Source organism: Lysinibacillus sp. RC46 (genome assembly GCF_041262385.1).
Taxonomy (GTDB): domain Bacteria; phylum Bacillota; class Bacilli; order Bacillales_A; family Planococcaceae; genus Lysinibacillus.
In genome coordinates this window covers 91980-105555 of sequence record NZ_JBGCCF010000014.1, presented here as the reverse complement: position 1 = coordinate 105555, position 13576 = coordinate 91980, and the positions used below count along the sequence as shown (strand labels likewise).

Here is a 13576-nt window from a genome sequence, read left to right as displayed (position 1 = left end):
TAGAATTTTCGAAATAATTTGACATTATTTTTTATCCTTGATAATATGAAATCGCATACATCACTTACATAGAAACTAGGGGGAGTAAATCAAATGGTGAAAACTCTGTACAAACTAGATTTAAGCAAATCAATGGAAGAACAGGCGCATCCTGGTCACAATCGATGGCACCCAGACATACCAGCAGCATTTTCAGTAGATCCAGGCACTTCTTTTAGAATGGAATGTAAAGACTGGACAGATGGACAAATTAAAAATGATGATAGTCCAAATGATATTCGAGATGTGAATCTTGCATGTGTTCATGTGTTGAGTGGACCGGTCTATGTGAACGGCGTTGAACCTGGAGATTTATTAGTCGTAGATATTTTAGATATTGGTACTTTTCAAGATTCGGCGTGGGGGTTTAACGGCATTTTCGCAAGAGAGAATGGGGGAAGTTTCTTAGTTGACGAATTTCCAGAAGCAGCTAAATCAATCTGGGATTTTGAAGGCATTTATACGACTTCGAGACATATACCTGGTGTGAAGTTTGCTGGGATTATCCATCCTGGCTTAATAGGTGTTGCTCCCTCTATGGAACTTTTGCAAAAATGGAATGCACGAGAAAAAGAACTCATCATGACCAACCCGGACCGGGTTCCAACGTTGGCAAATGCACCGACTCCGGAGAGGGCAGTGGTCGGCACATTAAAAGGGGCTGAGTTTGATCGAGTAGCTAAGGTAGGAGCTCGAACAGTACCACCAAGGGAAAATGGCGGGAACTGTGATATTAAAAATCTATCTAAAGGGTCGAAAATCTTCTTCCCAGTATTTGTGGAGGGAGCGAAGTTATCGGTAGGCGATCTTCATTTTTCACAAGGGGATGGAGAAATCACATTTTGTGGTGGTATCGAGATGGCAGGATGGATTGATCTAAAGGTGGATGTCATTAAAGGTGGCATGGAAACCTATAAAATTTACGAAAATCCTGTATTCCAACCGGGCCCAGTAGATCCAAACTATAATGATTTCCTCGTTTTCCAAGGGATTTCAGTAGATAATAAGGATGGGAAACAACATTATTTAGATGCTAATCTTGCGTTTCGTCGGGCATGCTTGAATGCCATTGAGTATTTAAAAACGCTTGGTTATACAGGTGAACAAGCTTATATGCTGCTGAGTACAGCACCAGTTGAAAGTCGAATCAATGGCATAGTCGATGTTCCAAATGCTTGTTGTACCATTGCAATCCCTACAAAAATATTCGATAAAAATATTATGCCAAAATGATAGGATAAGGAGGTTTATTCTTGCCTAGTTACACATTTCGTTGCAATGATTGTGGAGAGTTTACGTTATTTTTTAAATCAATGGCAGGGAATAAAGAAAAATCAACTTGTCCTATTTGCCAATTAGAGTCAAATCGGGTCTATTTTGCACCGAATGTGTATTCACTTTCGAGAGCACTTAGTTCGCAAATCGAAAAGGGAATGGAACCGCAAATTATGAGTCGAGAACAATTAGGGACCGATAAGCCAAGGAAAAAGGCGGGCGCAAATCGTCCGTGGCAATTCGGGTAAGCACCTGTTGCTTTACTAAATATATAGGCTAAAGATGCTATTCTATCATTCAGCGAAGGCGCCTACTGTGGTAGGCGAAAATAATAAGACTGACAGTAGTTTTCTGTCTAGTTTATTGCGGGTGGTATCCCTAAGCGCCGAGCGTTGTCGGTAGGATTTTTGATCAGATCCCGACAAAAGACTCCCACTTCAATCGTTAGCTAAGTGGCGAGTAGTTCAATTCAACGTACATTAATCATCTCTAAACGATAAAAAAGCTGATTGCCCGTTGTAAAATGGCCAATCAGCTTTTTGTGAGTCTTGAAGTGCATTATCAAAACGCCAAGCGGTTTAACAGCTGGCCTGGACATAACTTAGACACCGCGAATATCTTTATCAATCATCAGTGTATGGATTTCTAACTAATTCCAACAAATTTCTCCTAATATGCCGTCGTGGATTTGATCATTTTCACCTGTGAGGCGGTAACTAAAAGTCTAATAATAGTCGTCTTTTCGCTATGCTTCTTAAAAATGAGAAATCGTGAAATTTGAGGAGTGTTTACAAAGTACTTCCTTCGACACTTAAGTATAATCCTGCATTATTTATTGTCTAATTCAGAAGGAAATCATCCCCTTTTGTCGAATTAAAGTAGTTGGAAAAAGGAGAGGTTTTATGCAAGGAGAACAGCTTAAACAAAGAATATTAAGAGAACCATCTAAATTTATTTCATATTTGAAAGAACTAATAAGCGAGAATAGATTTGACGATGGTGAAGCGTTAGAAATATCATTGCTCCTCATAAAAAATGGATCTGAAAGTTTATCGGATAAACAATGGCATGTCTTTTTAGAGAATGGTATTTTAGGTGATAAATATGTAGATAAATGCGAAAGATGTTCTGAACATATTCCTTGGACAAATATGTACAGTGCTATATTTATCAATAAAGATTACCTTTGTTCTAACTGTAGTTATTTAGAAAATAAAGTTACCTTCCATAATTAGCTCTGAAGGGTTATCGAATGTACCTAGAAATGCACTGTACCAAGCAGTGCAAATTTTTATGTAAGTGTGCTATTCTTATAATTTACTAACAAAAAAAGACCGAAGCAATTAGCCTCAATTTTTCTTACTCACACATTCCTGTACACACGCTCGCCATATTTTTATTAGCCCCATTTAGCCCCAAATCCATGCATTTATATGCCTTATCTTGCAAAATCTAAAAACCGTAAAAACACTTATAAGTATTGATGTAATAGGCTTTTGAGTCTAGTTGTTGTTGTACTTTGCATATCTTTCATAGTATAATTCATTATAGTTTAATTAGGAGTGGAAAAGATGAACCGAGAAGCACGTTTAAAAAGACAAGAGAATATACGAAATTTCTCTATTATTGCACATATTGACCACGGGAAATCAACGCTTGCTGACCGTATTTTAGAGCAAACGAAATCTTTAACATCTCGTGAAATGAAGGCACAGCTCCTGGACTCAATGGATTTAGAGCGTGAGCGAGGCATTACGATTAAATTAAATGCAGTCCAATTAAAGTATGAAGCGAAAGATGGTGAAGTGTATACATTCCATTTAATCGACACACCGGGACACGTCGATTTCACATACGAAGTATCACGTAGTTTAGCCGCTTGTGAGGGTGCAATTTTAGTTGTCGATGCAGCACAAGGTATTGAAGCACAAACACTAGCAAATGTATACTTAGCGCTTGATAACGACCTAGAAATTTTACCTGTTATCAATAAAATTGATTTACCAGCAGCGGATCCGGAACGTGTACGTCAAGAAGTTGAAGACGTAATTGGGTTAGATGCTTCTGAAGCGGTTTTAGCTTCTGCTAAAGCCGGTATCGGGATTGAAGATATTTTAGAACAAATTGTAGAGAAAGTGCCTGCACCAACTGGTGACCCGGATGCACCATTACAAGCCCTTATTTTTGACTCTGTTTACGATGCTTACAAAGGTGTTATTATTTCCATTCGAATCATGAATGGTACAGTAAAACCTGGCGATAAAATTCGTATGATGGCTACTGGAGCAGAATTTGAAGTTATCGAAGTTGGTATACACACACCGAAAGTTGTAGCACAAGATGAATTAACAGTCGGTGACGTAGGTTATTTAACAGCGTCTATTAAAAATGTAGGTGATACTCGTGTGGGGGATACAGTTACATTTGCGAATCGCCCAGCAGATGGGCCATTAGCAGGTTATCGTCGTTTAAATCCAATGGTATACTGCGGATTATATCCAATCGATACTGCGAAATATAATGACTTACGTGAAGCGTTAGAAAAGTTAGAACTTAATGACTCTGCACTTCAATATGAGCCAGAGACATCACAAGCACTAGGATTTGGTTTCCGTTGTGGCTTCTTGGGGCTTTTACACATGGAAATCATTCAAGAGCGTATTGAGCGTGAGTTTAACATTGATCTAATCACAACAGCGCCTTCTGTAATTTACAATGTTCAAATGACGGATGGATCTATAGTAAAGGTTGACAACCCTTCATTTATGCCGGATCCTCAAAAGATTGATCGAGTGGAAGAACCATATGTAAAAGCTACAATTATGGTACCAAACGATTATGTAGGAGCTGTTATGGAACTTTGTCAATTAAAGCGCGGTAATTTTATGACAATGGATTATATTGATACGACACGCGTCAGCATTGTTTATGAAATGCCGTTATCAGAAATCGTTTATGATTTCTTTGATTATTTAAAGTCGAATACGAAGGGCTATGCTTCATTTGACTATGAACTCATTGGTTATCAGACTTCAAAACTAGTGAAGATGGATATCTTATTAAATGGTGAGCAAGTCGATGCACTAAGCTTTATCGTACACCGTGACTTTGCATACGAGCGTGGCAAAGTGATCGTTGAAAAATTGAAAGAATTAATTCCACGTCAACAATTTGAAGTGCCAATTCAAGCAGCTGTTGGCCAAAAAATTGTGGCACGTTCAACAATTAAAGCTATGCGTAAAAACGTATTAGCGAAATGTTACGGTGGGGATATTTCTCGTAAACGAAAACTTCTTGATAAACAAAAAGAAGGTAAAAAACGTATGAAACAAGTAGGTTCAGTCGAAGTACCACAAGAAGCATTCATGGCTGTTCTGAAGATGGATGATTCGAAGTAATGTTGATATAACAACGTTTATAAGGATTTTAATTGTGTGTTTTTATATTAGTATGGTGGAGGTTGCCACCGATTTGCCACCGCATTAAAATTGTGCCAGCAATTTATAAATCTTTTGCGATGGAATTAAAAATATCGACAGCATCTCTTGCCATCTTTTGAGTTAAATGGACATAGCGGTCTTCAGTAGTTGCTGACCTGCTATGTCCCAATCTTTTTTATACAGTTTTAACAGATGTACCATTCTCTATTAATGTCGTTGTATGTGTGTGACGCAATGAGTGATAGTTAAAACTAATATTTAATTTTTCTAGTATTATATTTGATGACACTTGGCGTACAATGTTCTCCATTTTCTTTTTTTAGGTCAACATATTCCTCCAGCCATAAAATTTTCATACACTAAAATCTTTCTTCGTAATATTGCTTCTACTTTTGACTATTATTTTCTTGAAATTCTCCAGTTGAAATAGGTAACTAAACAATTAAAACTAGGTGCTAAAAATGGTGAGTATCTAGCATTTTAATATTCATCCTAAAAATCCCTTTTTAAAAATCAGAAAAAACTAGTATACACGTCTATACATAGAATTAATCGCTACATATTCTAGCAATATAGAGAGCGCTCTCTAATACTAAAAAAATGAAAAGAGGGAATTTTTTGAGTGATCAATTAGATATTCAAGTTAATCAAGTCGAACCTTGTCCAGTAACATCAACAGAACAGATACCATTAACTACTGCTACTACTCCAGTAGTCGCTACACCGTTAGTGACTCCAACTATTAAAGTTCCAGTTGTACTTGCAGAACCAACACTTCAAATTGCTGTGGAGTCTGATATTACGCTTAGTCCTGCAGCAACAGAAATCAAAAGAGTGAAAAAAAATGTATTCCTAAATCAAGTGAAACTAGTACCGGTTGCTTTTGCGCGTATTGCTGGCACTGACTTTTTTGCGGTAACAAGAGCTAAATTATTTGTAGCTGGAAATATTCGCAAAAATATAGAATATGCTTCAGCAGCATGTAACGGGGCACTCCAAGATAGAATTGCCGATGTTCCGTTTTCAGGTTTTACAGACCTTACTTTCCCACAAACACTTGGAGGCCCTACTCCGATTTTAGGAATTTCCGAGTTTGCGGAAGCGAACTTCCTTAATGAAACTACGCAAATGGATGCTCGATTGGATAAAGCATTCTTCCAAAATCTAGTTAAATACAATGAACAACCATTTGGCGAGTTAGTAGCTGCAAACTTCTTTGAACTTGACTTTTCACCGGTTATGGCAGCACCAGAAGGCACTTTCGACACATTACGTGAAAAAATCGTGTTAGAGCTTACTGTAAAAGTACTACAAGTTCAACAAATTCGCCTTGGAGCTGGAACTAGTGTTATAACTCCTGTTCTTACAGGGCTTACTCCTCCAGTTAGTCCTTGATAATCTCTAGTTTTTAGAGGAGCAGAACAAAAAAAACGCAGTTCGCTGCAACAAAATTTAATCGAAAAAACAACCTTGTAATCAAATATTTGAGTTGGCAGTTGAAAGTGCGGCAGAATCTGATTTTCAACTGCCTTTTTGCATTTAATAACCAAAATGTATTTGACGGTGTGTTATTAGGGGAAGGCTAGAGGGTTGTAAACGGGCATTTATCAACAGTTCCCGAAAAATATTTTGTACAAATTAAATCTAAAGAAAGCACAATGAAGATTTATTCATCAATTCTTAGAACAATCGATTTAAAAGCCTTACATAGATGTTAACAAGACTGTTTACATTGATAGAGATATAAAGACCACTCCAGTGTGTGACGGATGGTCTTATTTTTGCACATCATATCACCACCATATGTAGAAAATAAGGCGATAAAAGCATGAATAAAATTAAATAAAAAACAACCGAAAAATCCTTATGTAGTAAAGGATTGTCGGTTAAATAGAAATATAAAAAGATAAACTTGACTATACATTTCCATAGTCTAAAATATTCTTTTTCATTTTCATCTGTAAATTTTTATTTTTTATTTATTAGTTGCTGTTCAATTTCTACTACCATTTCATCAAAATTTATATGTTTCCATTCAAGCCCGCATAATTCTCCGACCCGAACACCACAATGAAGACCAATATAAAAAGGTAAATAAAGTGGATGATCTTCATTTATTCTCTCATTCTTAGTCATGAATTTTCTTTCGATGAATTTTTAATCATCCCTCGTAGTTTTGCAATCTTTATCTTTTAATAACTCGACATAATGCATTGGATTACAACACATATGATTTATAGAATCATTTGAGTCATTCTACTTGTAAATTATTTAAATTGTATTCCCTCTTAAAAGTTTCGATAAATTTAATAGCACTTTTTGAAAGGTAACGGTCCTTCAACCAGATAACGGCGGAATCTGATTGGATACTAAGTTCTTCGAGCTCCAATATTTTCAGGCCATTCATAGAAAATGAACTTAAGACAGATATTGGAAGTAAGGAAGCACCGACACCTTCTCTAACTAGGGACATAATCATATCAGCGTCTGAACATTGACAGACAATATTTGGTTCATAGTGATATTTTCTACAAGCTTCTATAACCAGTTCGTATTGACCAACACCCTTAAAACGTTGTAGCAACATTAGTGGCATACTTGAAAGTTCATCTAGTTTTAATGTATTTTCATAATTCCACGTCTCGGGGATAACGGCTACAAAATGGTCCGGAGGTAATGGCAGTGAGGATAAGTCATCTGATTCTGATTCTAAAGGTAACCTGACTATAGCAACCTCAATATGCCTATTTCTTAAATCTTGTAATAATCGATAGGTATCCCCTTCGTATAAACGAAATGTAACGTTTGAATACTTTTCTCGGAAAAAACGAATGCGTTCAGGTAAGTGAGAAAAGCATGTTTTTACAGATCCAATTGATAAGGTACCCTTAAGTCCTTCTCCTACTTCTTTCACTTCCATAATTGTTTCATCAATCTGACTTAACAGATTGGTAGCTCTCTTATACAAAACTTTTCCTGCTGCTGTTAGTTCTATATTCTTTCCATTGCGTACTACCAAAAGAGTACTAAGTTCTTCCTCCAGCGCTTTTAGCTGTTGACTAAGAGGGGGTTGGGCCATATGCAATTTTTTTGCTGCTCGAGTGATTTGGCCTTCTTCAACAATAGTGGCAAAGTATCGCAATTGTCTTATATCCATGAAATTCCTCCTTAGAAGTATATTTATTTTGTATGCATCACGAATATTTTAAATATTTTAAATATTTTATACTTAATGATACATTAATCTTGTAAACGATTCCATAAAAAGGTATAGAGGGAGAAGATAAAATGTCTAGAATTCGAAAAGCTAAAGAAAGTTTAAAAGGTTCAATTGCACCAGTTATTACACCATTCAAAGAAGATGAAAGCTTAGATTTACAGACATTTAAAAGTTTAATTAACTGGCAAATAGAAAGTGGGAGCCATGGTATTTCGGTAACCGGTACATCTGGGGAACCTAGTTCTCTAACGATCGAAGAGAGAGAGCTTGTGATGGAAACAGCAATTAAAACGATTAACGGACGAGTTCCATTTGTTCCAGCAACGGGATCAGTTAATCATAATGAAGCACTTCGGCTAACAAAGGCTGCTCAAGAAATGGGAGCAGATGCTGCGATGGTCATTGTTCCATACTATAACAAGCCTTCCCAGCAAGCATTATATAAACACTATAAAACTATTGCCGATGCCGTGGATATTCCAATTATTATATATAACATCCCTGGAAGAACGGGTGTAAATATGGAAGTAACAACAATGGCTCGACTTGTTGAAGATTGCCCGAACATTATTGGTGCCAAAGAGTCAAATAAAGATTTTGAACATGTCAATCGGGTGCTATTAAATTGTGGGAGAGATTTTAGTCTATTCTCGGGAATTGAACTTCTTTGCTACCCAATGTTAACAATCGGTGGAAAAGGTTCTATTAGCGCCACAGCAAACGTTGCACCAGCAAAAGTAGCAGAAATGCACAATGCTTGGGAGGAAGGCGACGCTGAAAAAGCTTTAAATCTTCATTATGAATTGATGACATTAAATGATGTGTTATTCAAAGAAACTAACCCTGGACCAGTAAAAGCAGCTCTGGGCATGATGGGTAAAATTACGCCAGTTTTACGCAAGCCAATGGATTTACCATCTGAGGCACTTCAAAATGAAATTCGTGAAGTTTTAAATCAATACGGCATTTTATCAAATGAGATTGTAACTAAATAATAATTCAAAATCTAAAAAATTCTCTTACTCCTCGTTACAGGAGTAAGAGAAGAATGAGGAGTGTAATAACATGCAAGTTCAAGTAACTGAGACTCAAAAAAATCACGAACACAAGCAAGTAGAAAATGTAAAACTCTATATTAATGGACAGTTTGTCGACAGTGAATCAAGTGCTACTTTTGAAAATAAAAATCCATTTACCAATGAAATAAACAACTATATCGCTGAGGGACGTGAAGCGGATATAAATCAAGCTGTTCTTTCAGCAAAAGAAGCGTTCGAGAATGGTCCGTGGGGCAAGATGAAATTGAAAGAAAGAATGAAATATATTAATAGAATTGCAGATATCATCGATGAGGAGATTGAAGAAATTGCTTTCTTAGAATCATTAGATACAGGTCTGCCAATTAGCCAAACAAGAAATCAAACCGCACGTGCTGCAGAAAATTTCCGTTTCTACGCACGAATGGTTGAGACAAAATTGCATGGTGAATCTTACCCAATGGATGATGAATTCATTAATTATACAGTTTATAAACCATTAGGAGTTATAGGATTAATTACTCCGTGGAATGCCCCATTCATGTTAGAGACTTGGAAAGTAGCGCCTGCATTAGCAACTGGAAATACTGTTGTGCTAAAACCAGCTGAACTTTCACCATTAACTGCAAATAAATTAGCTGAAATTATTCATAAAGCTCAAGTTCCGGATGGAGTTTTTAATGTCGTTCATGGTTTTGGAGAAACTGCAGGGGCTGCTCTTGTTGCTCACCCAAATGTGAAAGCGATTTCATTTACAGGTGAAACGACTACAGGTTCCACTATTATTAAAAACTCTGCGGATACTTTAAAGAAAACATCGATGGAGCTTGGTGGGAAATCACCTTTAATTGTATTTGATGATGCAGATCTTGAACGAGCTCTAGATGCAGCAATATGGGGGATTTTCTCTTTTAATGGGGAACGTTGCACATCCAATTCTCGAGTATTCTTGCATAAAAATATTAAAGATCAATTTGTTGAAAAATTAAAAGCACGTGTCGCTAACATTAAAATCGGTGACCCAATGGATTCATCAACTCAGCTTGGTCCGCTAATTGAAAAAGATCACTACAACAAAGTAAAAAAATATATAGAAATCGCTAAACAAGAAGGTTGTGAAGTAATTCAGGGAGTGGTTCCGGAGAAGGTAAAGGCAGGTAATTTTGTACCACCGACACTTTTATTAAATGCAAGAAATGACATGAGAGTATGTCAGGAAGAAATCTTTGGTCCCGTTATGGCCGTAATCGAATTTGAAACAGATGAAGAAGTACTTCATATGGCAAATGACGTATCTTACGGACTAGCTGGTTTTGTATGGACAAAAGATTTAAAACGAGCACATCGTATGGCGGATGCTATTGAAGCAGGTATGCTTTGGATTAACGCTCAAAACGTACGAGATCTTCGAATTCCATTTGGCGGTACGAAAGATAGTGGAATTGGAAGAGAGGGTGGTCATTACGCAATTTTTGAATTCTATACAGAACCAAAGGTAATCCATGTTGCTATAGGTGATCATCATATTCCGCAATTTGGGAAGTAAAAACTATTTTTTAAGGGGGACACAATAATGCCAGCAAAAACAGGAAAGCAATATATTGAAAGAGTTGATAATGCACAGGCAAATATATGGATTGATGGCAAACGAGTAGAAGGGAAGATTTCTGAACATTCAGCTTTTAAAGGGGTTATGAAGACTCAGGCAGAACTTTACGATTTGCAACATGATCCAGACAAAAAGGATTACATGACATATGTATCTCCAACAACTGGTGAACGGGTAGGTACATCTTTTATTCAGCCAAAAACAAAAGAAGATTTGGTGACACGTCGCAAAATGATGCAAGAATGGGCGAAATATAATGGTGGCATGATGGGACGTTCCCCTGATTACATTAATGTCGGGATGATGGCGTATGGTTCAGCTTCAGAAATGTTTGGAAAACAGGACTCCATCTATGCCGAAAACATGACCAACTACTACGAGTATTGTCGTGAAAATGATTTATCTTTAACACATACGTTGATTCAGCCTCAAGTCAATAGGGGAGTAAATTCAGCACAGCTTCCAGATCCGTTTATTGCAGCACGGATTAAAGAGAAAACATCTGAAGGGGTCGTTATTAAAGGGGCAAGATTACTTGCTACTCAAGGTGGTATTACCGATGAAATCATGGTATTCCCATCTACTTTGTTAAAACAATCAGCTGAAGAAAATCCATATGCATTTGCATTTTCTATTCCTAATAACACACCGGGCTTAAAATTTATTTGTCGAGAATCTTTTGATTATGGTAAGTCTCATTTCGACCATCCGCTAGGATCTCGCTTTGAAGAAATGGATACCATTGTTGTGTTTGATGATGTTGTCGTTCCGTGGAATCGAGTCTTTGCCCTTGGTGATGTTAATGTGTGCAACCAGGCCTACAATGAAAGTAATGCAGTTGTTCATATGACGCATCAAGTTGTATCAAAAAATATTGCGAAGACAGAGTTTGTACTTGGTATTCTTCAATTAATGGCAGAGACAATTAATATTGGCCAATACCAACATATACAGGAGAAAATCTCTGAGGTAATTATTGCACTTGAAACGATGAAAGCATATGTCGTTGCTGCCGAAGCAAATGCAAAAGTAGATAGATGGGGAATTATGACACCAGAGTTTGCACCGTTAAATGTAGCACGTCATTACTTCCCAAAAATTTACCCTCGCTTTACAGAAATTATGCAACTAATGGGTGCAAGTGGCTTAATGGCGATTCCATCAGAATCAGACTTCAATTCTGATATTCGTCCGGATCTTGATAAGTATTTACAATCAGCCACTGGGGATGCTTATAATCGTGTGAAACTTTATCGTTTGGCATGGGATGTATGTATAAGTTCATTCGGTTCTCGACAAACACTTTATGAGCGCTTCTTCTTTGGTGATCCAATTAGAATGGCAAGTACGCTTTATAACGGATATGACAAACAGGAATATGTTGATCGTGTAAAAGAATTTTTGGATCGATCAGAAGAGTTTGCTAAAAATAGCTAATTAAACGACTAAGGGAGATGAGGAGTATGGATTTCAATATCATTCGTATTGCCAGAACGGTTATTAATGTGAAGGATTTAGACCGTTCAAAAGATTTTTATGTAAAAGCGCTCGGCATGATTGAAACGGAAACAAAGGACGACTGTGTTTATTTGAGAGGGCTTGAAGAACACACACACCACAGCTTGGTTCTTAAAAAGTCTGATAAGTTAGGGGTACACGCACTCGGTTACAAAGTAGCAAAAGAAGAAGATCTTGACCGTCTGGCCGAATTATTTCAATCAAAAGGCTTAAAAACAAAGTGGCTTAAGGAAGGAACTCAGCATGCTCTTGGGCGTGCACTGCATGTACATGATATTTCAGGGATGCCTCTTGAATTTTTCTGTAAGATTGAAAAAGCAGAGCGCTTACTTCAGCGCTACGACTTATACAGCGGTGCCCGAATTCAGCGGATTGACCACGTAAACTGTGCTGTACCGGATGTAGAAAAAGCTTACAACTTCTTTATCAACGAGCTAGGTTTTGCATGTTCTGAATATACAACTATAGAAGATGGGAATATCTGGGCTGCATGGCTCCACCGCAAACAGACCGTGCATGATCAAGCCTTTATGAACGGAGATGGTCCGCGTCTTCATCACTTTGCTTACTGGCTACCGGATCCACTTGCTCTAATTCACTGCTGCGATGTTTTAGCTTCTCTTGGTTATTCAGAGAACATTGAAAGAGGTCCAGCTCGCCACGGCTTATCCAATGCGTTCTTCTTGTATTTAAGAGATCCAGATGGATACCGCATTGAGCTGTATAACGGAGATTACTTAACAAGTGACAATGACTTCGAGCCAATTCGATGGGATTTAAATGACCCACGTCGTCAAACATTATGGGGGGCAAAAGCACCGGACAGCTGGTTTAATGAAACGTCTTCGTTTTTAGATATTGAAACCAATGAACAAATTCAATCGACGGCACCAAACCTTGCACAGCGCAAACCAGAATTAGTTATTTAAATAAAAAGAATGGAGGAATTTCAATGGATGATCGTACATTTCGAGATGCCATGGGTAAATTTGCAACCGGTGTAACAGTTATTACAACGGACATTGATGGAGAGCCTCATGGCATGACAGCAAATGCCTTCATGTCAGTGTCGTTAAACCCGCAACTCGTACTAATATCGATTAAAGAAAATGCAAAAATGCTGGATAAAATTAACCGCTCCGGTAAATTTGCAGTGAATATTTTATCGGAAGACCAGCAAGAAGTTTCTATGTTATTCGCCGGCCAGATCAAAGAAAAGCGTGAACCAGAATTTGACCGACTAAATGAAATGTCGGTAGTAAAGGATGCGCTGGCGAATATTACATGCAATGTATATGGAAAGCAAGTAGCTGGTGACCATACGCTGTTCCTTGGAGAAGTAGAAGATATTGTCCTTCGTGAAGGAAATCCTCTGACATTCTTTGCAGGGAAATATGGCCAGCTCGCTGCACCGCAGTTAACTTAACATATAAGGAGA

The 13576-nt window shown here is 37.5% G+C and carries 12 protein-coding genes; 10 read left to right on the top strand and 2 right to left on the bottom strand.

Going from position 1 to position 13576, the window contains the following annotated elements:
• Positions 1-93 precede the first annotated feature (93 nt).
• From fmdA to ABH966_RS14385, 5 genes are all read left to right on the top strand, one after another.
• Entirely contained in the window at positions 94-1272 is a 1179-nt protein-coding gene (gene fmdA / locus ABH966_RS14405) for a formamidase (RefSeq protein ID WP_370079505.1), read from the top strand.
• A 20-nt stretch (positions 1273-1292) separates the two neighbouring features.
• Complete coding sequence (locus tag ABH966_RS14400; RefSeq protein ID WP_370079504.1) at positions 1293-1562, top strand: FmdB family zinc ribbon protein; 270 nt, start codon at positions 1293-1295, stop codon at positions 1560-1562.
• A 654-nt stretch (positions 1563-2216) separates the two neighbouring features.
• Positions 2217-2549, top strand: a complete 333-nt coding sequence (locus ABH966_RS14395; RefSeq protein WP_370079503.1) for a hypothetical protein — start codon at positions 2217-2219, stop codon at positions 2547-2549.
• A gap of 336 nt (positions 2550-2885) precedes the next feature.
• Entirely contained in the window at positions 2886-4712 is a 1827-nt protein-coding gene (gene lepA / locus ABH966_RS14390) for a translation elongation factor 4 (RefSeq protein WP_370079501.1), read from the top strand.
• A 660-nt stretch (positions 4713-5372) separates the two neighbouring features.
• Positions 5373-6149: a CsxC family protein gene (locus ABH966_RS14385; RefSeq protein ID WP_370079500.1), complete on the top strand. Its 777-nt coding sequence runs from the start codon at positions 5373-5375 to the stop codon at positions 6147-6149.
• Between the two features lie 573 nt (positions 6150-6722).
• On the opposite strand, the gene ABH966_RS14380 is transcribed toward ABH966_RS14385, so the two are convergent.
• Together ABH966_RS14380 and ABH966_RS14375 are read right to left on the bottom strand one after the other, a co-directional pair.
• Positions 6723-6890, bottom strand: a complete 168-nt coding sequence (locus ABH966_RS14380) for a site-specific integrase (RefSeq protein WP_370079499.1) — start codon at positions 6888-6890, stop codon at positions 6723-6725.
• 115 nt (positions 6891-7005) lie between these two features.
• Entirely contained in the window at positions 7006-7911 is a 906-nt protein-coding gene (locus ABH966_RS14375) for a LysR family transcriptional regulator (protein ID WP_370079498.1), read from the bottom strand.
• A gap of 131 nt (positions 7912-8042) precedes the next feature.
• Between ABH966_RS14375 and hpaI the strand changes: the two genes are divergently transcribed.
• The 5 genes from hpaI to ABH966_RS14350 all read left to right on the top strand — a co-directional run bounded on the left by hpaI (position 8043) and on the right by ABH966_RS14350 (position 13564).
• Positions 8043-8969 (top strand): 2,4-dihydroxyhept-2-ene-1,7-dioic acid aldolase, encoded by a 927-nt coding sequence (gene hpaI, locus ABH966_RS14370; RefSeq protein WP_370079497.1) that lies wholly within the window; start codon positions 8043-8045, stop codon positions 8967-8969.
• Positions 8970-9039: 70 nt separating this feature from the next.
• Positions 9040-10557 (top strand): 5-carboxymethyl-2-hydroxymuconate semialdehyde dehydrogenase, encoded by a 1518-nt coding sequence (gene hpaE, locus ABH966_RS14365; protein ID WP_370079496.1) that lies wholly within the window; start codon positions 9040-9042, stop codon positions 10555-10557.
• A 27-nt stretch (positions 10558-10584) separates the two neighbouring features.
• Positions 10585-12057: a 4-hydroxyphenylacetate 3-monooxygenase, oxygenase component gene (hpaB, locus tag ABH966_RS14360; RefSeq protein WP_370079495.1), complete on the top strand. Its 1473-nt coding sequence runs from the start codon at positions 10585-10587 to the stop codon at positions 12055-12057.
• 26 nt (positions 12058-12083) lie between these two features.
• Positions 12084-13067 (top strand): 3,4-dihydroxyphenylacetate 2,3-dioxygenase, encoded by a 984-nt coding sequence (hpaD, locus tag ABH966_RS14355; RefSeq protein ID WP_370079494.1) that lies wholly within the window; start codon positions 12084-12086, stop codon positions 13065-13067.
• A 23-nt stretch (positions 13068-13090) separates the two neighbouring features.
• A complete protein-coding gene (locus ABH966_RS14350; RefSeq protein WP_370079493.1) occupies positions 13091-13564 on the top strand; it encodes a flavin reductase family protein in 474 nt (157 codons plus the stop codon).
• Positions 13565-13576 lie beyond the last annotated feature (12 nt).

Bases quoted from the DNA above. Each gene is read 5' to 3' on its own strand.
- hpaB (WP_370079495.1), top strand. From the start codon at position 10,585: ATGCCAGCAAAAACAGGAAAGCAATATATTGAAAGAGTTGATAATGCA.
- ABH966_RS14350 (WP_370079493.1), top strand. From the start codon at position 13,091: ATGGATGATCGTACATTTCGAGATGCCATGGGTAAATTTGCAACCGGT.
- lepA (WP_370079501.1), top strand. From the start codon at position 2,886: ATGAACCGAGAAGCACGTTTAAAAAGACAAGAGAATATACGAAATTTC.
- ABH966_RS14395 (WP_370079503.1), top strand. From the start codon at position 2,217: ATGCAAGGAGAACAGCTTAAACAAAGAATATTAAGAGAACCATCTAAA.
- hpaE (WP_370079496.1), top strand. From the start codon at position 9,040: ATGCAAGTTCAAGTAACTGAGACTCAAAAAAATCACGAACACAAGCAA.
- hpaD (WP_370079494.1), top strand. From the start codon at position 12,084: ATGGATTTCAATATCATTCGTATTGCCAGAACGGTTATTAATGTGAAG.
- ABH966_RS14375 (WP_370079498.1), bottom strand. From the start codon at position 7,911: ATGGATATAAGACAATTGCGATACTTTGCCACTATTGTTGAAGAAGGC.
- ABH966_RS14380 (WP_370079499.1), bottom strand. From the start codon at position 6,890: ATGACTAAGAATGAGAGAATAAATGAAGATCATCCACTTTATTTACCT.
- fmdA (WP_370079505.1), top strand. From the start codon at position 94: ATGGTGAAAACTCTGTACAAACTAGATTTAAGCAAATCAATGGAAGAA.
- hpaI (WP_370079497.1), top strand. From the start codon at position 8,043: ATGTCTAGAATTCGAAAAGCTAAAGAAAGTTTAAAAGGTTCAATTGCA.